The organism is Streptomyces sp. 1114.5 (assembly GCF_003635085.1).
Classification (GTDB): Bacteria; Actinomycetota; Actinomycetes; order Streptomycetales; family Streptomycetaceae; genus Kitasatospora.
The window spans coordinates 568504-590731 of record NZ_RBXE01000002.1; the positions used below are offsets into that span (position 1 = coordinate 568504).

A 22228-nucleotide genomic window follows, 5' to 3' on the forward strand; every position below is an offset into this window, starting at 1 on the left:
CATGGACGGAGCGCATGAGAGGTGCTCATGCCCGCTGCCCATGAGCTGCGCTCATGCCTCGTGCTGCTCATGAGGGCCGTTGATTGTCGTGGTGGTCATGAGGCGGGCTCATGAGCTGTGGCCGCGCCGGAGGCGGCCCGGAGTGGAGCGGGCGGCCGCCGTCCGGCGCGTCGGGGTGGGGCGGTCGATCACGTGCCGGCGAGCGGGAGGGAGGCGGCGACCACCTGGCCCAGCGCCACGGCCCGCTCCAGGGCCTGGCGCAGCAGGTCCTCGCGGGGCTGGCGGCCGACCATGCCGGCCGGGACGGCGTACATGGTCACCTCGGAGAGCTGGCTCGCCGCCATTCGCCAGGCGTCGGTGACCTGGAGCGGCTGGTGCGCCTGCCACCAGCCGGTGCTGCCGCCGGCCGCTGCCGGCTGGAGGATCGCGTGCAGCTTGCCCATCGCGACCAGGACCGACCAGCCGGGCAGCTGTTCCGGGGTCTCGTCCAGGTCGGTGACGGCCTGGAAGCCGGCGTCCTGGAGGAGGTCCAGGAACTCGTCCTCGCCCGAGGTGCTGCCGGGCCGGCCGACCGGGCCGGTGGGTTCGACCACCAGCGAGGCGTGTCCGACCTTGCCGTGCAGGACGAGGCCGCAGGTGATGCCGAGGATGGCGGCCTGGCCGGGGGCGGTGGGCTGGCTCACGCCGCCGGCGGGGGCGCCCGGCGTCGGGGCGATCGGCGCGGGCGCGGCGGGTACGGCGAGGTCCGGGGCGCCGGTCTGGGACTGGCTGATGCTGCGGACGGCCCCGGCCAGTTGCTCCTCGGAGACCGGCACCACCTGGGAGGGGATGCAGCGGGCGTGCGCGAAGGCGAGCACGGCGGTCTCGTCACCGACGAACAGCACGGTGCTGGTCGGCTCCACGTGCGTGTCGCCGGGGGTCCGGCAGGAGGTGCACTCGTAGCTGTCAGGGGCGCGGTCGCCGCCCAGGAGGCGGTCGGCCTCGTCGTCGCCGATCTCGGACCGGACCTCGTCGCTGACGTCGAGCATGCGCGGCACAGGGTCTCCTCGGATGGATGCGATTGGGGCTTCGGGGGCGGACACGGGAGGTCGGCATGACCAACGGGCCCTTGTGTCAGGCGTCACGGGTGCCGGTCGAGGGTGACGGGAATTGCTCCGGATCCGATCGCACCACGTGTTCTCGTGGTCGCAATCTGTCGATGTCGGTGACGGGACTGCCGGAATGAAACCGTGAGGTGGGTCACGCGGCCGCGGTGTTTGATCTAGGAATCAATGGCTAAATCCGACATTTCGGACAGGATTGTGTGGGTCTTACCGCCGGTAACCCTTGGCTGAGCTGGGCGGACCACCGGAGTTTTGGTTTCCCCGCCGACCGGCTCGTAGCTTCTTGGTCGGCGCAACGAGCGCCACCCGGGCTCACCCCCGACGCACAGCCCCCCGGTCCGCCGGGTGCGGCAGGTGCCCGCCGACGCGATCGCTCGAACAGGTCGCCGGCGAGCGGCTGGGTGGCCGGGGCGGCAGCGGCACGTCCGACACGTGCACGGCCGTCCGACGGACGCGGCAAGCGAACGCGGCCCTCTCCAGGGTCTGGTTCCGCATGCCCGCCCGGGGCTGTCGAGAGGAACCTCATGACCTTCCGTAACGAGAACGCCGCTGCCACCACCTCCACCGCCACCAAGCGCAACCGCGTCCGGATGGCTGTCGTGGCGGGCGCCGCTGTCGCGGCCCTGCCGGTGGCCGGCCTCGTCACGGCCACCTCGGCCTCCGCCGCCTCCGTCTCCACCTGGGACGCTGTCGCCCAGTGCGAAAGCGGTGGCAACTGGGCCATCAACACCGGCAACGGCTTCTACGGCGGTCTGCAGTTCACCTCCAGCACCTGGGCCGCCTACGGTGGCACCGCCTACGCCTCGCAGGCCAACCTGGCCACCAAGGCGCAGCAGATCGCCGTCGCCGAGAAGGTCCTCGCCTCGCAGGGCCCGGGCGCCTGGCCCGTGTGCTCCGTCAAGGCCGGCCTGACCAAGGGCGGCGCCCCGGCCGCCGTCGACACCTCGGCCGCCACCAAGCCGGCCGCCCCGGTTGCCAAGCCCGCCGCCCCGGCCGCCAAGCCGGCCCAGGCCCCGAAGGCCGACGCCGCGCCGAAGGCTGCCGCTGCTCCCAAGGCTGCCGCCGCTCCCAAGGCTGCCGCCGCGCCGAAGAACGACGCTGCGCCGAAGGCCGACAAGGGCGTCAACGCCTGGACCGGCTCGAACGACGCCAAGCCGGCCAAGGGCGGCAACTACACCGTCAAGTCCGGTGACACCCTGAGCTCCATCGCTGCCGCGCAGGGCCTGGACTGGCACGACCTGTACAAGAACAACACCAAGGTCGTCGGTGGCAACCCGGACCTGATCTTCCCGGGTCAGGTCCTGAGCATCTGAGGCTCCGAGCCTTCCTGAACCGCTGTCAGCCGGGCGTTCGGTCCGGCCGACAGCGGCTCCGGCTTCCGGCCGCTTCTCCACCCGCGCGGGTCCTCCGCCGAGTGGGGGAGCGGCCGTCGGCGTTTCGCGGTGTTCCACGGCGTGTCTGGGCAGGTGGGGGCGAGTGGGGGCGCGGCGTGCCTAGGGTCGGCTGCCATGCCGCAGTCGTGTGATGAACGCATTGGTCGGGCCGTGGTGCGGGCGGGTTCCGCGGTGGCGCTGGTGCTCGCCGCCGCCGCAGGAGGCGTACGGGCCGGCGCGGCCGTTCCGGTCGCGGACCGGGTGGTCGCGGACCTGGTGTGGGACGCGCTCGCCGACTGCGAGAGCGGCGGCGACTGGCAGGCGGACACCGGCAACGGCTACTACGGCGGGCTGCAGATCCGGCCGTCCACCTGGGAGGAGTCCGGCGGCCTGCGCTTCGCCGACCGCCCGGACCATGCAGGCCGGCGGGAGCAGACCACCGTCGGCGAGGAGATCGTGCGGCGCCAGGGGTGGGAGGCGTGGCCGTCCTGCGCTCGGGAGTTGGGCCTGATCGGAGGCGGCGCGGGGGCCGGTGGGCGGTGAGCCGGGCAGGAGCGGGGCTGGTAGGGCTCGGGGTGGGTGGGCTCCGGGTGAGCACCGGCTCTACTTCGGGCAGGAGCTCGGGCAGGAGCTCGGGCAGGGGCTCGGGCGGGGGTGGTGAGGGAGGATGGTGGGGTGATCCAGGGCGAGCTGTTCGGTGATCTGTCCGGGGACTCGGGCTCCGCGGGTTCCGTGGGTTCCTCGGGCTCTTCCGGTCCCTCAGGGGCCTCCGGGGTGCGCGGGCGGTCGGAGCCCGCCCCCGGTGCCGTCCTGCTCCCCGGCTGGCTGTGCCTCGACGCGCAGCTGCGCCTGATCGCGTCCTGCCGCGAGTGGTCCCGCCCGCCGGCCGGCCTGCACGCGGTGCGGACGCCCACCGGCGGGATGATGTCCGTACGCATGGTGAGCCTCGGGTGGCACTGGTACCCGTACGGGTACCGGCGGGTCGCCGAGGACGGCGCGCCGGTCAAGCCGTTCCCGCCCGAACTGGGCCGCCTCGCCCGGCAGGCCGTCACCGAGGCGTACGGGGCTGCGCTCCCGGAGATCGAGGGCGCCGCGTCGTACGAGCCGGACGTCGCGATCGTCAACCACTACCCGCACGGCGCGAAGATGGGCCTCCACCAGGACCGCGACGAGCGGACGGACGCGCCGGTGGTGTCGCTCTCGCTCGGCGACCGCTGCGTCTTCCGGCTCGGGAACACCGAGACCAGGACCCGGCCATGGACGGACCTGGAACTGTCCAGCGGGGACCTGCTGGTGTTCGGCGGCCCGGCCCGCTTCGCGTACCACGGGGTGGTGCGCACGCTGCCGGGGACGGCGGATCCGGAGCTGGGGCTGGTCGGGCGGCTCAACATCACGGTGCGGCAGTCGGGGCTGGTGGCGTAGCCGCGGCCGGTCGGCGACTCGATGGCTCGGACACTCGACGACTCGACCACTCGTTCGAGTGAACTGGAGGTGTGGGCCCGGTGAGCGGGAATGACCCGGGTCGCCGGAGAATTCGAGTGAGCTGGAGAATTCGATCGGAGTCCGTGCCCCGGAGGCCGGAATCCGGAGAGGAAGCGTGCTCATGGGTACCCCCGTCGACGACCTCGTCGATCTGCTCGACCTGGAGCAGATCGAACTGAACATCTTCCGCGGGCGCAGCCCCGAGGAGGCGCTACAGCGGACGTTCGGCGGCCAGGTCGCCGGGCAGGCGCTGGTCGCGGCGGGCCGCACCGTGGACGACGCGCGCCCCGTCCATTCGCTGCACGCATACTTCCTGCGCCCGGGGGTGCCCGGCGTGCCGATCGTCTACCAGGTCGACCGGCTCCGCGACGGCCGTTCGTTCACCACCCGCCGGGTCCTCGCCATCCAGGGTGGCCGGTCGATCTTCGCCCTGACCGCCGACTTCCACAGACCCGAGGAGGGCGGCATCGAGCACCAGTACCCGATGCCGACGGTCGCCGCCCCCGAGGACCTGCCCAGTGCACTGGAGGAGGTCGGCTCCCGGCTCGGCGAACTGCCCCCGTTCATCTCCCGCCGCCAGCCCTTCGACGTCCGCTACGTCGACCGGCTGCGCTGGACCAAGGAGGAGCTGACCGACGTCGAGGCACGCAGCGGGGTCTGGCTGCGTACCAACGGCCCGCTGCCGGACGACCCGCTGATCCACGTCTGCGCACTCACCTACGCCAGCGACATGACGCTGCTGGACGCCGTCCGCGCCCCCGTCGAGCCGCTGTGGGGCGAGCGGCACTTCGACATGGCCTCGCTCGACCACGCGATGTGGTTCCACCAGCCGTTCCGGACCGACGACTGGTTGCTCTACCAGCAGGAATCCCCGATCGCGCACGGCGGGCGAGGCCTGGCACGCGGACAGATCTTCGACCGGCACGGGCAACTGGTGGTCTCCGTGGTCCAGGAGGGGCTGTTCCGGCCGCTGAAGCGCCGGGACGGGTAGGCACAGATGCCCTGCGGCCTTGTGCGCGGCCCGGTGCGCGGTGTCGTGTTGTCCTGTACGTCGATTGCGCGTGTGGCAGGGTGCGTTGCCGGGCGTGGCCGGTTGTGGCCGCGTGTTGAGCGCCGTGTCGGTGCGTTGCTGCCGTGTTGCAGTTTCGGCGGCTTCGGGCCGGCGGGAATGATCCGTCCGAGCGGGCGGTGTTGTGGATGACCGAGACGGGCGGCCCGAACGGCGGGCCGTCCGCGGACCGACCGGGAGGGTGGACCGATGACCGCGACGGCCGCGGAGGACTGGAAGCACTGGAGCGACGGGCGGGCAGCGGCCGTGAGCGCGCCGCACGGCCAGCTCGCGCTCACCGGTACGCACTGGCTGGAGCCCGAGCCCACCGAGATCCCCGGCCTGCCCGGGCGCTGGTGGGCCGACGCCGAGGGCATCCGGGTACGGGCAGCGGCCGGCGACGGCATCACGGTCGCCGGAGCGGACGGGCCGGTGGACGGTGAGGTGCTGCTCCGCCCGGACAGCGACCCGGCCGCCGACACCGCGACCCTGGGCGACCTGCTGCTCGTCCCGATCGAGCGCGAGGGCGAACTCGCCCTGCGGGTTTTCGACCCGGCCGCCCCCCGGCGATCCGCCTTCGCGGGGATCTCCGCCCACCCCTACGCGCCGGAGTGGGCCGTACCCGCCGTCTTCACCCCGTTCGAGGACGAGACGCAGTCGGTCGTCGTCCCCAACGCCGACGGCAAGGAGCGCCCGCTGGCCGTCAGCGGGCAGATCGCCTTCACCGTGGCCGGCGAGCACCGCACGCTGACCGTCAGCCGGTCGGGTAAGGGACTCAGCGGCGTGATCGCGGACGCGAGCAGCGGCAGCGACACCTACCGCTTCCGGTTCATCACCCTCCCGGAGCCGGACGCCGAGGGCCGTACCGTCCTCGACCTCAACCGGGCCTACCTGCCGCCGTGCGCCTTCTCGGACCACTTCATCTGCCCGTTCCCGCCGCCGGGCAACCGGCTGGACTTCGTGGTGGAGGCGGGGGAGAAGCAGGTCCTGAGCCGGTAGCGGTCCGCTCTGGTCCGGGGGCGGTGCGGGCCCGGCCGGGGGCGGGGCGGAGCATGGGGGACTATGTCGAACGATCAACATTCCGCTTCCACCGCGTCGGCCGCCTCCTCAGGTGTCGGTGTTGGTACCGGCACCGGCAGCGTCGGCGATGCGGGTCCGGCACCAGGTGCCGGACCCGCATCAGTGCCGGTGGACGATGTGGCGGTGCCCGAGGCCGAGGCGAGCGCCGCCGCGGCCACCGCCGCCCTGCCCGCGGACCCGGTGGCCGCCCCCGGGCCGTGGTACCGGCGTGCCTTCGCCGACCTCAGCCCGCTGCGCGACCACCCCGACTACCGCCGGGTCTGGCTCGGCCAGGCCATCTCCTCCATCGGGCAGCAGATGACGGCCGTCGCCGTCTCCGTCCAGGTCTACGACCTGACCGGCTCCGCCTTCGCGACCGGCCTGGTCGGCATCTTCTCGCTCGTCCCACTGGTCGCCTTCGGCCTTTACGGCGGCGCGATCGCCGACACCGTCGACCGGCGCCGACTGGGTCTGATCGGCTCGGGCGGCCTGGCCGCCGTCTCGGCCGTCCTGGCGGCACAGGCACTGGCCGGCCTCGGCATGGTCGCCATCCTCTACGCCGCCGTCGCCGTCCAGGCCAGCTTCTTCGCGGTCAGCTCGCCCGCCCGATCCGCGATGATCCCCCGGCTGGTGCCCACCCGCCAGCTCCCGGCCGCCAACGCCCTGAACACCGTCAGCATGAACCTCGGCCTCACCGTCGGCCCCATGCTCGGCGGCGTCCTCATCGGCGCGTACGGCTCCCAGGCCGCCTACCTCGTCGACACCGTCGCCTTCACCGGCACCCTCTACGCGATGTGGCGCCTGCCGGCCATGCGCCCGCTCGGCGAACGCAAGGGCCGCGCCTCCGTCCTCGACGGCCTCCGCTTCCTGCGCGAGCAGCCCAACCTGCGCACCAGCTTCCTCGCCGACCTGGCCGCGATGGTCTTCGGCATGCCCCGCGCCCTCTTCCCCGCCATCGCGGTCACCTTCTACGGCGGCGACGCCAGCACCGTCGGCCTGCTGGTCTCCGCCCCGGCCATCGGCGCCCTGACCGGCGCGCTCTTCTCCGGCTGGGTCGGCCGCGTCCACCGCCAGGGCGTCGCCATCCTCACCGCCGTCGCGGCCTGGGGCCTGGCCATCGCGGCCTTCGGCGCCCTCCACAACCTTTGGCTCGGCCTCCTGCTGCTCGCGGTCGCAGGCTGCGCCGACACCATCAGCATGATCTTCCGCAACACGATGATGCAGGTCGCGGCTCCCGATGAGATGCGCGGCCGCCTCCAGGGCATCTTCATCGTCGTGGTCGCCGGTGGCCCCCGCCTCGGCGACTTCGAATCCGGCACCGTCGCCGCCCTCACCAACCCCGCCACCTCCGTGATCACCGGCGGCCTCGCCTGCGTCGCCGCCGTCCTCCTCCTCGCCGCCCGCCGCCCCGCCTTCCTCACCTACGACGCCCGCCACCCGACCCCCTGACCCCCACCCCCAAACCTGGCAGCGAGCACCCCCCGACGTGCTGTATTGTTTTCCACGTCGCCGGGACAACCGGAGACAAGGTCGAGAAGCCCACAGCAGAGCCCCCCAGGCCCTGACTGCAGGCACCGAGACCACGGGACGTGGCGCAGCTTGGTAGCGCACTTGACTGGGGGTCAAGGGGTCGCAGGTTCAAATCCTGTCGTCCCGACAGTATGTCGGAAGGCCGTTGGCCGGGAGAAATCCCAGGTCAGCGGCCTTTTTGTTGATGGTCCGACAGGTGGCGGCCGGCTGTAACGCTGCCGCTTTGCGATCTTGCTGGGGACCAGCCGGGGGACCGCAGCCATCGGCCGAGGGGCCGCCACAGACTGCTGCGGCGCCGCGCTTTCGCGCCTGCACGAGGTCGCCGGCCTGTCAGCCCGGGGGGACCTTGGGCAGTCCGACCAGGGCGTCGATGTTCAGGTGCTCGGAGAGCAAGGCTTTGAGGTTGCGGCCGTCGATGAGGCGCAGGCGCCCGTTGCGGTGGGCGAAGTCGTAGCTGTCCTTGCCGAACCACGACGTGGAGACGATTGCGCCGAGCCGGTGGAGGCACTGCTGCGGGTCGAGTCGGGGCTCGTCCAGGGCGAAGTCCTTGCGCTCGGCGACGACACTGACGGCGCAGGCTCGGATCGCCTGGCCGGTCGACCGGCCGGTGGCGTTGACGCGGCCGTTGAGGATGACGGTCTCCACGAACGCGGCCGGTGTGGCGGAGAATCTATGGTCGCGGCGAGCAGATCGACCTCGGGGAGGCCGGGCGGTGTCCGGGTGTCCGCGCGGCCAGGCTTCCTCCCGTCGACCTGTCCGTGCAGGGCGTGACTTGGTGGCGCTTCACCCAGGTCATCGAGGTCGCCAAGCGACAGCTACCATGTTTCGGCGCACGTCGCGTGCCGAGCCCGATAGGTGCCACTTCACCACGCAAACAGTCACCAAGCTTGATTCCCCAGTCGCGGTCCGGTTCACGTAGACCGCACACGTCGGAGCCGGCCAACTTCCCGGGCCCCCAGAGTTCAGGCCCGCTACCCGCCGGAAGAACGTGAGACCGGCGCAGCCACTGCAGTGTCGAGCCCGCGTCCTGCGGCGCCGTAGTCCTGGCGGTGACCGGCCGGTGTCGGCAGCCGGCCTCAGCTGCGGGTTCAGGCGGCGGGCCAGCCCCAGGGCTGCCATGCCGCCATCACCGGGCGCTCACTCTGCAGCCGTCGGCCGTTCTTCCGATCCAATGTTCGCCCCTGCGCGTGAGTCTTGAGAGACGATCGGGCCGTCGTCCATCACGCACCAGCCATGCACCGGGGCGATATATCCGAAGGGGGCGGGATGTCCGTACAAGAGGAAAGTGCGATCTGGCGTAATGGTTTGTCAGCGAAGGACCGTTTTGAGTACTGGCGGGAGCTGATCGGGCGGACCCGAGTCGCCGATGCGACGAGCGCACATGCGGACGACTTCACGGCGCAGGCGCGGCGCCTCGAACTGGGGCAGGTGGTGCTGTTAGGGTCGTCATTCCCGTCGGCGCGGTTTCGGCGCACGGAGCGGATGATCCGGCGTTCGGATCAGGAGCTGTACCACCTGACGCTGCTGACCTCCGGAATCCACGGGCTCAGGCGCGGCCGGGACCAGGTGGAGACGTTCGGCGTCGGGGACCTCGCCCTCATCGACAGCTCCACCCCACACGACGTGCGGATGGTCCATGACCGGGCCGCGGGAGGGATAGGTCCAGAAGTCGCCGCCGTGGGCATCGACTTGCCCGCTTCGCTGTTGCCGGTGCCGCCGCGTCGGCTGCGTGACCTGCTCGGGCGCAGACTCTCCGGCCGGGAGGGGACGGGGGCGCTGCTGGCGGACTTCCTGCTCGGCCTGGACCGGCAGGCCGCTGTCCTGCGGCCTGCCGAGGCATCCCGGATCGGCGCGGTTGTGCTCGATCTGTTGTCGGCGTGGATTGCCGGGGAGCTCGACGCCGAGCACGTCCTGCCCGAAGAGGCCCGGCAGCGGGCCAAGGTGGAAAGCATCCGAACGTTCATCCGCGGCCATCTGCACGACCCGAGGCTCACCCCGCCCATGGTCGCCGCGGCCCATCACATCTCCGTCAGCCATCTGCACCGCCTCTTCGCCCGCTACTTCCAGGGCGAGACCGTGGCCGGGTTCATCCGTTGCCAGCGGCTGGGGGAAGCGCATCGCGAACTCGCCGACCCGGCCCTGCTGGCCCTGCCGGTCCACGCCATCGGCGCCCGCTGCGGCATCCGCAATGCCTCCGACTTCAGCCGCGCGTTCAAAGCCGCCTACGGCCTCTCGCCGCGCGAGTTCCGCTTCCGGGCCCACCTCACGCCCAAGGAGGAGACCCCCAGCACAGGGCTGGAGACACTGCGCGCTGTTCCCCGCTGAACGCCTGACCTACGGTGAGAACCGCGCCGGGACAGCGACCCGCCGGCGAAGTCCGAGAAGCACGGTGAGACCGGGCCCACTCGGTAGGGGGTGTCCTGCTGCTCGGAACACAGGGCACCGCGGCCTCAGCGCAGCGCCACAGCGAATCTGCAATCACCAGAAGCAGGGGGAACCATGATCAGGCGTCTCAAGAAGTCGCTGGCAGCCATCGCTGCCGTTCCGGTCCTCGTCCTCGGCTCGGCCAGTTCCGCCAGCAGCGCGGCTGCGGACAACGCCGCCGTCAGCTGGTCGACAACAGACGGCAGTCACAATCTCTGCCTGGCTCACGATTGGATTGACGCAGTGACCCTCGAATACGTCCCGACCATGGTGGGGACGTGCCTGAGCCACGACTCGACCACGTGGCGGGACGACAACAGCAATCTGGAGAAGCCTCCCTACTCCGGCAACTTCTACGCAGAGAAGACGCCCGGACCTGACGGCAAATGCCTGACCGCGTACGGGTCGGCGATCTACCTGGAGCCCTGCAAGTCCCCGGTGAACTGGTACGAACAGTGGGACGAGGAATCGATCGGCGGGCACTGGTTCCTCAAGAACCTCATGACCAACACGTGTCTTGCCCACCCGGGGTTCAGCGGCGTCGCCATGAAGAACTGCGACGCGAGGGACAGCGAGCAGTACTGGTCCTGACCCGCTCTGACACGCCCACCAACCGTGCCTGCCCGGGTGTGCCGCACCCGTAGCCAGCCACCCGGGCCGGCCGCGTACACACGAGTTCAGTTCAGCAATGACCAAGGGGGGAACCTTTCATGTCCCGAAACACGCGCCTCGCCTTACGCTCCGTGGCGCTGCTCGCCGCCGTCGGTATCGGATCCGCTGCGCTGGGCGCGGCGGGCCCTGCCCAGGCCGCGCCCACCGCCGGTGCCCAGTCCCAGTCCGCTGGCGGCGGCTCGGCCCACGCGCCGGCCACGCACCAAGCTCCCGGCCACAGCACCGACTTCGTGCCGACTGTGGCGAACCCGACCACCGCGACCGCCGAGGAACTCGCAGCAGCGACAGCGGCAGCGGCCGCCGGCAAGGGCAGTGCACTGCCCCAGGCCCAGGATCAGGCCCTCGCCGCGGCATCGGCGGCCGGCGGCCGGATCACCCGCAACGAGGTGCTCGCACGCGCCCAGTCCTGGATCGACCAGAACGTCCCCTACAGCCAGACCACCTACTGGTCCGACGCCAACGGCAAGTACCGCCAGGATTGCTCCGGATTCGTCTCCATGGCCTGGCACCTCCCGTCCTCATCCGCCAACAACTACGGTGAAACTACCTGGACCCTGCCCAACTTCGCCACCAAGCTCGGGAGTTACGACGATCTGCGGCCCGGCGACATGATCGACAACATATCCAGCCACACCGTGCTGTTCACCGGCTGGGCCGACGGCGGCCACACGGTCGCCAACATCATGGAGGAGGCCCACCCCGGCACCAATGCTCGCACCGCCACCTACACACGGAGCTACCTCAGCTCCAACGGCTTCCAGCCCTACCGGTACAACAACATCGTCGACGCCCAACCGACCGGTGTCGGTGTGTATCGGCCGGGGGAGCAGGTGTTCTACGAGGCCAACAGGTCGGGTGGAGTGCTGGGGTACAACCGGTTCGGTGTTGCGAACGATGTGCCGTTGATGGGGCATTGGAACGCGGGGTCGTTCGACACGGTGGGGATCTACCGGCCCTCGACGGCGGAGTTCGCGTTGAGTACGGACAACGCGACGGTGTGGGTGAACGCCAGGTTCGGGAACGTGGGGGACGTTCCGCTGGTCGGGGACTGGGACGGGCGCGGGTACACGACGATCGGGGTCTACCGGCCCAGTGACCAGACGTTCTACCTGAGCAATGACAACGCGACGGTGGCGCACACGGTCAGGATGGGCAACCCGGACGACATCCCGATGGTCGGCAACTGGAGCGGCACCGGCAAGACCACGATCGGCGTCTACCGGCCCAGTGACCAGACGTTCTACCTGAGCAACACCAACGACGCGCCGAACGTCGACCACGCCGTCAGGTTCGGCAACCCGGGCGACGTCCCGATCAAGGGTGACTGGAACGGCACCGGCACGGACAAGGTCGGCGTCTACCGACCCGACACCTCCGACTTCTACGGCGCCGGCCAGGACTCCAGCGCCGTCATCTTCGCCATGCGATTCGGCAACCCCGGCGACCAACCCATCACCGGCAACTGGGGCTAAACCAGCACTCCTGGAGATCTCTCACGGGACAGCTCTCGCCGCCAGAGGCCCATTTTCAACGAACGGGAGATGACAGAAAAACTGAGCGCCGACCGCAGGTGACAACCATCGCGCGCAAGCGGTGACAGCTACCTTGCCTCACCTCTCGGCTACCCCCAGCTCATCGACGCTTCCATGTGACAGCTACCTCGCTTCGGCACACTTGGCCTGCTGTGCGACGTAGCGGTAGGAGGCCACCGCAGGGACGATCTCGTGGTTCGGCAGCGCGACGTCGACCAGGAGCTGCTGGGCTTCGAGGAGGTAGACCGCCTGGGCCGCGGTCCGGCAGCCCGGGGGGACAGAGGAACGCTGGAGCAGGTCTTCGATCCGCTCCGCGACGCCCTGAGGACCGTCCTGGGCGAAGGCCTCTTCGATGTGAGGGTGCCACGCCTCCAGGCTCTCGGGGCGCAGCAGCAGGACTGATTCCAGTTCCTGGCGGCGTCGGTTGCACTCGGCGGTGCCTTCCTCGGCCTGGGCTTTGAGTCGGGCCGTCTCGGCTTGCCGGGCTTGCCGTTGGGCTTCCTTCTCGGCCTGGGCGTTCGCGCGCTTCTTGGCCTCCTCCTCGCGGCGGCGAGCCGTCTGGCGCTTGGCCAACTCGGCTTCCACGCGGGCGGCTTCCTTGGCACGGGCGGCCTCCTCGCGTTGGAGGTGCTTCTCGCGGGCGGCCAGGAGCCGGGCGTGTTCGACGGCGGGGTCCACCTTCCGCTTCCTGGGACGGGGTTGAGCCGGCGGGGCGGCAGCTCGGCCGGTCGCCTGTTGGGCTCCGCCCTGCGCCTGCGCGGCTCGCGCCTACTGCTTCAAGCGGTACGCCTCGGCGAGGATCTCCGCCACGGTCTTTCGACGTGCCACCCGGTCCCCCCTGGTCCACGGCAGCGCGGCCCCGCGCGGGGCCGCGCTGCCTGCGCGATATGCCAGCAGCACTACCCGGCTGGGACCGCCGAGATTCCGCTGCGTCGAGCGGAGTAGGAGATGAGCAACTGGCTTGGGGGCACAACGTGTTGTCGCTGCTGGGGCGGTGGAGTGCTCACTGGCGCGGAAGCCGGGAAGAGCTTCCGTCGGAGGCCTTGACCGGGCGGTTGCACAGGTCGCGTACGGCCTCCAGCGGTGCGGCGATTCCAGATGCGCGGAGGCTGCCGTGGATGTTGCGTGCGGTCTGTTCGCGGAGCAGTAACCGGACCCAGGGCGCTGCATCTTCTTCATCGTCTGCCACAAGCCACTTCTACAGCATGCTGGTTGACGTCGACAGGCCGACCGTTGCGGGCGGTTGGCCAGTGGGGATCTCCAGCGGACGTCCGTTGACGCCGCTTACTGGACAAGACGCAGATGACGCTCTGGGTGGGAGTCCACACGGCAACGGGCAGGCGATCGCCTGTCCGTCTCCACTCCGCGACTCGATTGTCCGGCCAGACGGCAGGGTGTGGTCGGGGTGCCCTCGGAAGGTCCATGTGGCGAGCAGAGTCGGTGGTCAGCAGGCCGCTGCGCACGGCGAGGTTCAGGGCGGCACGCAGTGTCGCCTGGACGCTGCGCAGCGTGCTGGCGCTGACCGGTCGGCCCATGCTCTGGTGCCGGCGGACGATCGTGATGAATGCCTGCTGGACGGTGTCGGTGGTCAGCTCGCACAGTAGCTCGCGGCCGAGCAGCGGTATGAGGTACTGCTCCAAGTGCTGCCGGTGGCCGCGGGCGGTCGACGGTCGCAGGTGCGGTTCGACGATGACGTACCAGCGCTGCAGCCACTGGCCGGTTGTGAGCAGCCCGCCTTCGCGGACGTGATCGCGGTCCTGCAGGCGCTTGAGCGCGCGTTCGGCATTAGCTCGTGTGCGATAGCCGCCTCGACGTAGCCGGGACCGGTGATCGTCGACGGCCGCTTGCCTCGGCATCGCGAGGTGCCAGGATCCGTGGCCACGGCGGGGAAGGTTTGGGCAGAGGCTTCCGAGTTGCCTGCCGGTGTGAGGATTCCGGCATCCGCATCGCTTGTAGATGGTTCCAGTGCCATGCATGACGTCCTCCTTCGGGAGTTCAGGTGAACGTAAGGCCAGCGTGCACCTGCGGCACCGCACGATGGCCGTGGACCGGAGGCGAACTGGCGAGGCTCTTGGAACGGCTTTCGGGAGCGCCAGGAATGGTGGGTGTGGCCAACCCGCCGCTTTCAGCAGATCGACTTGGCACGAGACCAAAACCGCGAGCGGTCGTCTGCCAGCGCTTCTCGCGTCAGCGCTGCCGCGGGATAGGCAGGGATTCATGGCGGTGCCAGATCAGTGATCGATCTTCGCGGCGGAGCTCTGCGGATCCCCATTCCAGGCGGACCACGCCGTCGGCCAGCGAGCAGGCGTATGCGACGAGAACGAGCTTGGTGTCGGGCGAGAGGCGAGCGAGATCCGCATGAGGCTCGTCCTCATCCGGCAGTTCGATGTCGAGATCCAGCTCTCCCTGACGTGGGCCGGGGCCGTGCCTGCGGATGAGGTCAGCGCGAAGCCCTGACGCGCTGCGGAGTCTGGCGGCAGTCACGGGTACGTCCTTCTTCGCGTACCGGTACGGGTAGACGACATGGCCGGCGACCACTGCGACGGTGCGCGCCTGGAGGCGTACCAGCTCGACGCCGGGAAGCTGAGAGAGGCCGGCCGATAGTTCCTCGTATTGGGCCGCGTAGAGCCCGTGTCCATACGCTTCGAGCGTCTGCGTGTGGACGCCTTCGTGGCCGCCTTGAGCGCGTTCGTGGGCCCGGACAAGGCATGCGGGCACGATTGCCGTGACTTCGGCGGCGAGGGAGCCGAAGACCGTACGTGCCCACGGACTGGCGGAGTGTGCGTCCGACATGAGAATTCCCCCGACCGATCGTCCTATGACCAACTCAGGGTTTGACAGTGCGCTGAACGACGCGGTGGATCAAGGGCGCATCGGGGGATCTCAGGGTGCACGCAGCAGGTAGTGCTGCGTGGTGAGGCTGAGGATCTTCGAGAGGAGTTTGAGACCCGCGGGTGACGGCGACGCCAGGCCGATCTTCTGCGTGGAGGATTGAGGCTGCAGCGGTGTCGGTGTTCCGGAATACGCTAGGCGGCCATGGACTGGCTGGAGCGGGTGGCGAAGCTGCTCGTACCCGAGTTGCGAACGGCTCTGCGGAGGGATCCGGCGCTGCTGGGCCGTATGGCGCGGGTGCTCCTGGACTTCCACTTCCCGCCGTCACTGCACGCCGACCTGTGCGAGGCCGTCGGCGTCGACCTGGATCTGGTCGGGACCGAGGAGTCGACCAAAAACAGCCCGGGCGGGAGGGAGCGGGCGGCGCGACGGTAGCGGGGCCGGCGCATGCGTGAACTCGTCCTGACCGCCTATGAGTTCCAGTGCGCCTTCTGTGGCTACGACGGGATGCTGGGCGCGAGTACGGCCGGCCTGGAGGCAGCGCACGTGCGCTGGTGGTCGTACGACGGGCCGGACGAGGTCGACAACGGCCTGTGCCTGTGTTCGCTGCACCACAAGCTCTTCGACAAGGGCGTCCTGGGCCTGGGGGAGGGTCGCCGGATACTCGTCTCGCGGCGCTTCGTCGGGCGCAGCGCGGCCGGCAGGCAGCATGTGCTCGCCTTGGCCGGACGCCCGGTCATCGGCCCGCAGGCAGGGGTTCCTCCGGTCGCGGGCCGGCACCGGCAGTGGCACGCCGAACAGGTCTTCCGGGGCGGGGCCAGGGAGCCCCTGGCCCCGGCGTACGCGGGCTGACAGCGGCTGCACGGTCGCTGACTTGTCAGCGACCGTGCGCCGGCCGACTCCGTTCCGGGTGGCCCGTACCCGACTGTGCACACTGGACGGCACCGTGTGCCTCGCCTGGAATCAGTGAGTGGTCATCGGCCGTGGCGGCCGTGCTCCACCGCGATCCGTCCTGTCTGCTGCCCGGTGACCAATTCCCGCAGTTTGGTGCGCGTCTCCGGGTCCGTCGAATACACGACCGTGCCGATCATTCCCCGCGTCAGCAGCACCTTGTAGGTGTTGCGGATCAGTCGGTCGATGTCGGCGTCGGTGGTGGACTTGCGGAAGACAGGGTCCTTGGAGGCCGTCCGGTCGGTGACCCAGTGGTCGGTGCGCCAGACGAGGTCCGGCCCGAGGATGACGCCGCTCCAGTCGTACTCGAAGCCCTGGGCGGTGTACACGCAGCCGACCTGGCCGAAGCCGGCCGGGTCGGTGGCCCACAGCGCGGCGGGCGGGGCGCCGGCGATCGAGCGGTCGCCGTACACGTTCCACGGGCGGGCCCAGTCTCCGATCTGCACGTCGAGGGGGAGCGGGTCTCCTGGGGCCACCTTCGTGGTCCACTTCCAGCAGTAGCCGGCGGACATTCGGGCGCCGTACCCTTCCGCGCGCCGGGCGTCGAGGAAGGCCTCCAGCTCGTGGGGGCTGTCGACGACTTCCAGGGCGACCTTACCGTCCGGTTCCCAGTCGACCGGGCCGCCGGGTTCGAGGTCCAGCAGGCGTACCACCCAGTGCAGGTAGGCGTCGCTGCCTCCGCAGCGGAACTGGCTGTCCAGCTCGACCACCTGGCAGTCCAGGCCCTTCACCGCGGCGGCGGCTCGGATCTGGGCCACGGTGCCCATCTCGCCCGGCCGGACGACCTGGTGCTCGTCCAGCAGGAACACGGGCACCCGGGCAGCGTCGATCAGCTCCTCGATCTGGGGCTTGCCGGTGCGCTGGGCGGCCCGGGTGTAGCGGTTCGCCGACGTCTCCCGGATCCGGTGGGCCTCATCGCAGATCAGCACGTCCAACCCGTTGCGTTCGGCGCTCATGAAGCTGTTGAAGTACTTGAACAGGTCTTGGACCGCACGCTTCCGCGCGCCGGCGACCCGACGCATGGTGGTGGTGAACGAGCTGGATCCGGTCGCGTGCAGGGCCGTGACTCCACGCCGGTACAGATCACCCAGGAGAGACAGCGCGATGACGCTCTTTCCGGTTCCCGGGCCGCCCGTGATGACGACGACCTCCTTGTGATCGGACTGCTGCGCCTGACGGACCGCGCGCAGCACCAGTTCGTAGGCGACCCGCTGCTCGTCCAGCAGGACGAACTGCTCGCGCTCGCGGACCTCCTCGGCGGCCACCGCCATCAGCTGCTTGGACGGGGCCACCTTGCCCGCGAGCAACTGGTCTGCCGCGTCCGCTCCGGAGACCGGCTTCAGCTTCGAGCGGAGGTACTGGACGAACTCCCCGCGGCGCTCGGCGGTGAAGAGCCGGCCGCGCTCGTCCTGCGGCAGCTCGTAGAGGCCCTGGACGCCGAACTCCGTCGCGTTGTGGAGGAAGGCCACTCCGGACAACCGCTCGGGATGGGTGGCGAGTGCGCCGTTGAAGGAGATGAGGTAGTCGCAGTAGCCGCGGACCTGCTCGATGGGGTTCAGCACCGGCCGGGTGTACGCGTCTACCCGGCAGAGCAGCGGCTCGCCGTCCTCCGGGACCGCGCTGCTCCATTGCTTGAGCTCGACCACCACGTACGACGGCTCGCCCGTGCCCGGGTGGACGCCGGCGAGTATGGCGTCGGCGCGCTTGCTGTTGAGGGGCAGCGAGTACTCGACGAGTACCTCCACCATGCCGAGTCCGGCATCCAGCAGCGCGTTGGTCAGGACCGGGATGCTCCGCTCCCAGGAGCGCACCTCGGACGGGCTCGGCTTGTGGCCGTGCTTGTGGACGAACTGGTCGATGAGACGCACGAACAGTGATCCAGCCAGGCTCTCGGCGGCGACTGCGGACGCGGAGTCGCGGAACAGCAAGACATGCTCCCAGGCAGCACGAAGTGACTCGTGCGGGTGGGGGCATGTCCCGGAAGGGAAGCCCGTCGGGCCGCGCTGATGACTGGGTCAAACCTACAACGGAGTGCTGAGCCGGTGTCCGAACATTTGGCTTCCGGCGGCGCGTGACGGATCCCGATGCCTTGTTCGGCTGGCGACCGGATCCCCTCCCGCGGAGTGAGGTCCGCCACGTAGGCGGGCAGTCGGACGACGGCGAGCCGGTCGGCGTTCGCGGCGATGAGTTCCCGTGACGGGTTGGTCATGAGCATTGTGCACAGACGGCCGCTTCTGCATCTAGGATCTGCGGTACTGTTTGCGGCCCGACAGGCTTCCCGCTGAGGACATGCCCCCAACCCGCACGAATCACTCGTGGTCTGGTCTGGGGGAGTCCCTTCGTGCCCATGCTCCTGCTGAAGCTGTCGGCGCAGGATCTGCTCACTCTGAACTCGCGTCGCCGGATGGTGCCGCATCTTGCCGAACGGTGGCGAAAGTTTCGGGAGCACGAGGCTTCGGAGACGGAGCGGTTCGCGTGGGCGGAGAGTCTGATTTGTCTGGCGAACGATCTGGTCGCCGCTGATCGTGGCAATGTACAGATGGTCGTCGAGTGCGCCGCGACTGCTGACGAGGACATCAAGGGGAGCAGTCCCAGGCTGGTGGACGTCGTCCTGGTGGGCCGCCATCCGCGCGAGAATCGGCCGTCCGTCCAGTTGGTGGAGCTGAAGCGCTGGTCGACGGTGACCAGGGTCGAGCGGGCCATTGCGGACCAGATCTACGTGGCGGGCCTGGCGAAGCCCAAGAAGCATCCTGCCCTGCAACTGCGCGACTACTACCTTGCGTTCACCGGCAGCCGGGGCCCCTTTGGCATGGTCGACATCGAGTGCGGCGGCTTTGCCTACCTGCACAACGCCACCGAGGCGTCGGTCCGTCCGCTGATCGACATGGACGCACCGACGGGTGTCTATGCGAAGGTGTACACCGGTGATCGTCGCCGCCAGTTGCTGACCGACTTGCAGGAACACTTTGCCCCAGACGGCGGCGGCACCGAGGCCGAGCTGCTACTGCAGGGCATCGGCGTGCGCAACGCACCGTTGCTCGACGCGATGATGTGGTCCCGCGGCACGGACACGGTCTTCACCCTGCGCGGGCGGCAGAAAGAGGTGGCTGATCAGATCCTGGAGACAGCTGCCAAGGTACTTCCCTCCTCGAAGCAGTCCGCGCTCGTTCCGGACGAGCGACGAGTAGTTTTCCTGGTGACCGGTGGCGCAGGTACCGGCAAGAGCGCTATCGGCCTGCAGATCAAGGCGGAGCTGGAGGCCGCTGGCCGGAACGTCAACTACGCCAGCGGTAGTAGGGCCTTCAACGCGGCTATGCAGGAGCACGTCGGTGTCGGTGACCGGGAGTTCAAGGAGACCTTCACCTACTTCTTCGACTACGTCACGACGCCCAACCCGCTGCTCGACGTTCTGATCTGCGATGAAGCGCACCGACTCCGTGACCGCTCCGAGAACCGGTTCTGGCCGCCCGAGAGGCAGGGATCTCGGCCGCAGGTGGACGAACTCCTCGATGCGTCCCGGCTGACGGTGTTCTTCCTGGACGAAGGCCAAGTCGTTCGTCCGAAGGAGGTCGGTACGGTCGACCTGATCCAGCAGGCGGCTGATCGGCGCGGAGCCAAGGTGGTGCGGTACAACCTCCGGGAGCAATTCCGATGCGGTGGCAGTGACGCGTACGTTCGCTGGGTGCATGCGCTGCTCGGTATATCGGATGACGAACCTGGGCACTGGACGCCGGATGGCTTGATGCATGTCGAGGTGGTGGACACGCCGGATGCGCTCAGGAACATCATTCTCGGCGAGGAGAGCGCCGGGGCATCCGCGCGCATGGTTGCCGGTTACTGCTGGCCGTGGACCGAGCCTTTGGGCCGGGAGAAGCGACTGGAGCGGGATGTCAGGATCGGTGACTGGCACGCGCCGTGGAACGCGAAGAGCGACAGCTTCTGCGCGGACGGCGTCCCGCCTGGTGTCAGGTGGGCGATGCACAAGAACGGCATCGGCCAGATCGGCTGTGTGTATACCGCGCAGGGTCTCGAGTGGGACTGGTGCGGAGTGATCATGGGCGATGACATGGTGCGCCGGGACAACCAGTGGGTGTTCCGGCGAGGCAAGGAGACGGAGAAGTCTGCGCAAGGTGTAAGACGGGTGAGAGTTCCAGGATCGCTTGATCCGAAGGTCAGTGCGAGCAGCGTCGGTGACGAGGAGTTCGCCCGCCTGATTCGGCACGCTTACCACGTGCTGTTGACCAGGGCCAGCCGGGCGACGGTGCTCTATTCCACGGACGAGGAGACTCGGGCCTACCTCAAGGGCCTTGTCGGGGAGACCGAGATCCAGGGATTGCGGCCGACTCGGGAGAGCTTGCCATGGCATCACGCCCGTCCGAAGCGGGGACGGAAGAGGCCCAAGAACGACCTTCGGTTGTTCTGACAGCAGGTTTGGAAAGGTGAAAGTGGCGGGCTCTCCGGGCCCGCCACTGACCTGCGTCAGAAGAGCAGGTGTGCCACCGAGGTCAGCGCCGCCACCAGCATGTTGGAGGCGACTCCGACGGCGATGTCGGTGAGGATCTCGCGGATCCGTCCACGACGCGCAGGCTTGTACTCGATCGAGGTCATGCGACCATCCCCAGGTAGTGATATCGGAATGGCAGGGGGCGCCCTACCGGGCAACCACGCTCACGTCAGATGTTGACCACCTGACGGGCACAACCATTCGTCAATCGCCGCCTGTTGAAGCCGCATGGAACCTAGACCTCGTACCCTCCGGGAAGGTGCGCAGCGCAGTAATCCTACCGCCTGGGCAGATCGGCGGCGGGGGTCAGGGAGCGGAGCTTCTCCCGCGTCGCGTGCAGCCATGGCCCGATCCGGCCCTGGGGATGCCATTGGTCCCAGAGCCCGTCCCACTCGAAGGCACCGTCACAGTGCCCTTCCAGTAGATCGAGCTTGCCGGCGTCCGCAGCGGCGTTCCTCGACTTCGGCGCCGACGGCTTTGGCCGCGAGCGCTACGACGGAGTCGGGGAGGGGCTGGAGCGGAGAGAGCTGGGGAAGTGCCGGGGACCACGCGTCGATCACGATTGCCTCGGAAGCGTCTCTCGGTGAACGAACAGCGCGGGCTGTCTACCGTCTGACGTGCAGCGATGACTACGCCCGGCTGGGGGTCAAGGGGTCGCAGGTTCAAATCCTGTCGTCCCGACCGCGAGTTTTCGCAGGTCGGAGGGCGCTTCCATCAAAATGATGGGAGCGCCTTTTTGTGCGTGTCGCGGGGTGGTGGTCGCATGGTGGTCGCGCCCTGACCGGTCTGGGAACGCAGCCTGATGGCAGGTGGTGGTGGACAACTCGCCGTAGCCAGGCTGGAGTTGGGGCCGGATGGTCAAGCGTGGTGCTTCGCGGTCGGAGGAGCTCGGCCCTCCTGAGGGGTGACCTGCTGTCGTCGGCTTGACGGGCGCCGTACGCGATCTTCCTCGGTGGCGACTGATTCGCACCGGTTCGTCCCGATTTCTGGGTCGGGATCCTCGCTTGAAGTCCTGTCGAGTGATCGTTGCGCTGCGACCACCACGCGATCACCAGAGGCCGGGCGTGGTTGCTGAGCTGCTGCTACCCCTTGAGAGCGCGACAAGGAGCTCACTTCGCCCGTCGCTGCGCCGAGGGCCGCTGGTAACCGCTCGGGTCTCGGCGGGTGAGGCGCGATTCGCTCTTCGTCTTTGTGCTTTTCGGTTGGCGCCGCGATGCTGAGCCCGGAAACGCGCAGGCTTTGGTTGGGTCAGATCTTTGCGGCCGGTGTTCCGTTGGGGTTGTTCCAGGAGCTGCCGCTGTCCTGCTTCCGGTGGTCGTCCGGCCTGGGAAGGCTTCATGGCGGCGCGGATTGCGGGCAGCTGCGATCCGTGCCGGCGGTTCACCGTCTGGAGATGCCGCTGATGCTCGCGGTCGGGGAGTTGTGCACGCATTGCGCGTGGCCGCTTCCGGGTGAACATCCGCTCGTCGCCTTCGCGAAGCGGTGTCGTCTCTGACGCCATTGAGTGCGCGGGTGTGTGCCCCGGGCGATGAGGCAGAGTTCGAGGCGGGCCCCGTCACGGAGGGCGTGAGGCGGGCGGACTCGGATGCTGCGCGCGAGGGGAAGCGTCGGAGGTGGTGGAGCTTGCAGGCGCAGCTGCTGGAGAGTCAGGTGGTCACGGCGGCGTACCCGTGGCTTGCGCCGTGAGTCGAGCCGATGCGTACCGGGCTCGCCGGAGC

Annotated in this window: 17 protein-coding genes, 1 tRNA gene and 1 pseudogene; 12 read left to right on the forward strand and 7 right to left on the reverse strand. The window is 69.3% G+C overall.

Features of this window, described 5'->3' with window-relative positions; translation table 11 throughout:
• Positions 1–188: 188 nt before the first annotated feature.
• On the reverse strand, positions 189–1037 hold the full coding sequence (locus BX285_RS25980) for a hypothetical protein (protein WP_121178360.1): 849 nt from the start codon (positions 1035–1037) through the stop codon (positions 189–191).
• Between the two features lie 590 nt (positions 1038–1627).
• On the opposite strand from BX285_RS25980, the gene BX285_RS25985 reads away from it, so the two are divergent.
• The 7 genes from BX285_RS25985 to BX285_RS26020 all read left to right on the forward strand — a co-directional run bounded on the left by BX285_RS25985 (position 1628) and on the right by BX285_RS26020 (position 7722).
• The gene (locus BX285_RS25985) at positions 1628–2416 is read left to right on the forward strand and encodes a transglycosylase family protein (RefSeq protein WP_121178362.1); all 789 of its coding nucleotides are present in this window, start codon (positions 1628–1630) and stop codon (positions 2414–2416) included.
• A gap of 234 nt (positions 2417–2650) precedes the next feature.
• A complete protein-coding gene (locus tag BX285_RS39305) occupies positions 2651–3019 on the forward strand; it encodes a transglycosylase family protein (RefSeq protein ID WP_310794237.1) in 369 nt (122 codons plus the stop codon).
• A 231-nt stretch (positions 3020–3250) separates the two neighbouring features.
• A complete protein-coding gene (locus BX285_RS25995) occupies positions 3251–3898 on the forward strand; it encodes an alpha-ketoglutarate-dependent dioxygenase AlkB (RefSeq protein ID WP_121179014.1) in 648 nt (215 codons plus the stop codon).
• A gap of 181 nt (positions 3899–4079) precedes the next feature.
• Positions 4080–4949 carry an acyl-CoA thioesterase II gene (locus BX285_RS26000; RefSeq protein WP_097235687.1) on the forward strand — a complete coding sequence of 290 codons (870 nt, stop codon included), beginning with the start codon at positions 4080–4082 and terminating at the stop codon, positions 4947–4949.
• Between the two features lie 267 nt (positions 4950–5216).
• A complete protein-coding gene (locus BX285_RS26005; RefSeq protein WP_097235686.1) occupies positions 5217–6005 on the forward strand; it encodes a DUF1684 domain-containing protein in 789 nt (262 codons plus the stop codon).
• 204 nt (positions 6006–6209) lie between these two features.
• Positions 6210–7514 (forward strand): MFS transporter, encoded by a 1305-nt coding sequence (locus tag BX285_RS26010; RefSeq protein ID WP_398901173.1) that lies wholly within the window; start codon positions 6210–6212, stop codon positions 7512–7514.
• A gap of 134 nt (positions 7515–7648) precedes the next feature.
• Positions 7649–7722: transfer RNA gene (locus BX285_RS26020), tRNA-Pro, on the forward strand.
• 203 nt (positions 7723–7925) lie between these two features.
• Here the strand turns inward: BX285_RS26020 and BX285_RS26025 are convergent.
• Positions 7926–8240, reverse strand: coding sequence for a hypothetical protein (locus BX285_RS26025; protein WP_121178368.1), 315 nt, complete (start codon positions 8238–8240; stop codon positions 7926–7928).
• A 621-nt stretch (positions 8241–8861) separates the two neighbouring features.
• Here BX285_RS26025 and BX285_RS26030 point away from each other — a divergent pair.
• The 3 genes from BX285_RS26030 (at position 8862) to BX285_RS26040 (ending at position 12163) form a co-directional block, all read left to right on the forward strand.
• Positions 8862–9920 (forward strand): AraC family transcriptional regulator, encoded by a 1059-nt coding sequence (locus BX285_RS26030; protein WP_121179015.1) that lies wholly within the window; start codon positions 8862–8864, stop codon positions 9918–9920.
• Between the two features lie 174 nt (positions 9921–10094).
• Complete coding sequence (locus BX285_RS26035) at positions 10095–10610, forward strand: hypothetical protein (RefSeq protein WP_121178370.1); 516 nt, start codon at positions 10095–10097, stop codon at positions 10608–10610.
• 119 nt (positions 10611–10729) lie between these two features.
• Positions 10730–12163 carry a hypothetical protein gene (locus BX285_RS26040; protein ID WP_147465232.1) on the forward strand — a complete coding sequence of 478 codons (1434 nt, stop codon included), beginning with the start codon at positions 10730–10732 and terminating at the stop codon, positions 12161–12163.
• 183 nt (positions 12164–12346) lie between these two features.
• On the opposite strand, the gene BX285_RS26045 is transcribed toward BX285_RS26040, so the two are convergent.
• The 3 genes from BX285_RS26045 to BX285_RS26050 all read right to left on the reverse strand — a co-directional run bounded on the left by BX285_RS26045 (position 12347) and on the right by BX285_RS26050 (position 15016).
• Complete coding sequence (locus BX285_RS26045) at positions 12347–12901, reverse strand: hypothetical protein (RefSeq protein WP_121178374.1); 555 nt, start codon at positions 12899–12901, stop codon at positions 12347–12349.
• Between the two features lie 497 nt (positions 12902–13398).
• The gene (locus tag BX285_RS36890) at positions 13399–14199 is read right to left on the reverse strand and encodes a hypothetical protein (protein ID WP_147465233.1); all 801 of its coding nucleotides are present in this window, start codon (positions 14197–14199) and stop codon (positions 13399–13401) included.
• A 211-nt stretch (positions 14200–14410) separates the two neighbouring features.
• Positions 14411–15016: a hypothetical protein gene (locus BX285_RS26050; RefSeq protein WP_183107224.1), complete on the reverse strand. Its 606-nt coding sequence runs from the start codon at positions 15014–15016 to the stop codon at positions 14411–14413.
• Positions 15017–15289: 273 nt separating this feature from the next.
• Between BX285_RS26050 and BX285_RS26055 the strand changes: the two are divergent.
• Positions 15290–15907: pseudogene (locus tag BX285_RS26055) on the forward strand (phosphorothioated DNA-binding restriction endonuclease); the annotation flags it as partial.
• Positions 15908–16029: 122 nt separating this feature from the next.
• On the opposite strand, the gene BX285_RS26060 reads toward BX285_RS26055, so the two are convergent.
• Positions 16030–17934, reverse strand: coding sequence for a DUF2075 domain-containing protein (locus BX285_RS26060; protein WP_121178376.1), 1905 nt, complete (start codon positions 17932–17934; stop codon positions 16030–16032).
• 419 nt (positions 17935–18353) lie between these two features.
• Between BX285_RS26060 and BX285_RS26065 the strand changes: the two genes are divergently transcribed.
• Positions 18354–20429, forward strand: a complete 2076-nt coding sequence (locus tag BX285_RS26065; RefSeq protein WP_259470881.1) for a DUF2075 domain-containing protein — start codon at positions 18354–18356, stop codon at positions 20427–20429.
• A gap of 56 nt (positions 20430–20485) precedes the next feature.
• Here the strand turns inward: BX285_RS26065 and BX285_RS37955 are convergent, their stop codons facing one another.
• On the reverse strand, positions 20486–20614 hold the full coding sequence (locus BX285_RS37955; protein ID WP_220783974.1) for a DUF6408 family protein: 129 nt from the start codon (positions 20612–20614) through the stop codon (positions 20486–20488).
• Positions 20615–22228: the final 1614 nt, after the last annotated feature.

What these genes read in the sequence shown, in the direction of transcription:
- BX285_RS25985 (WP_121178362.1), top strand. Translation starts at nt 1,628, where the DNA reads ATGACCTTCCGTAACGAGAACGCCGCTGCCACCACCTCCACCGCCACC.
- BX285_RS26000 (WP_097235687.1), top strand. Translation starts at nt 4,080, where the DNA reads ATGGGTACCCCCGTCGACGACCTCGTCGATCTGCTCGACCTGGAGCAG.
- BX285_RS26005 (WP_097235686.1), top strand. Translation starts at nt 5,217, where the DNA reads ATGACCGCGACGGCCGCGGAGGACTGGAAGCACTGGAGCGACGGGCGG.
- BX285_RS26030 (WP_121179015.1), top strand. Translation starts at nt 8,862, where the DNA reads ATGTCCGTACAAGAGGAAAGTGCGATCTGGCGTAATGGTTTGTCAGCG.
- BX285_RS26035 (WP_121178370.1), top strand. Translation starts at nt 10,095, where the DNA reads ATGATCAGGCGTCTCAAGAAGTCGCTGGCAGCCATCGCTGCCGTTCCG.
- BX285_RS26040 (WP_147465232.1), top strand. Translation starts at nt 10,730, where the DNA reads ATGTCCCGAAACACGCGCCTCGCCTTACGCTCCGTGGCGCTGCTCGCC.
- BX285_RS36890 (WP_147465233.1), bottom strand. Translation starts at nt 14,199, where the DNA reads ATGCATGGCACTGGAACCATCTACAAGCGATGCGGATGCCGGAATCCT.
- BX285_RS26050 (WP_183107224.1), bottom strand. Translation starts at nt 15,016, where the DNA reads ATGTCGGACGCACACTCCGCCAGTCCGTGGGCACGTACGGTCTTCGGC.
- BX285_RS26065 (WP_259470881.1), top strand. Translation starts at nt 18,354, where the DNA reads ATGCTCCTGCTGAAGCTGTCGGCGCAGGATCTGCTCACTCTGAACTCG.
- BX285_RS37955 (WP_220783974.1), bottom strand. Translation starts at nt 20,614, where the DNA reads ATGACCTCGATCGAGTACAAGCCTGCGCGTCGTGGACGGATCCGCGAG.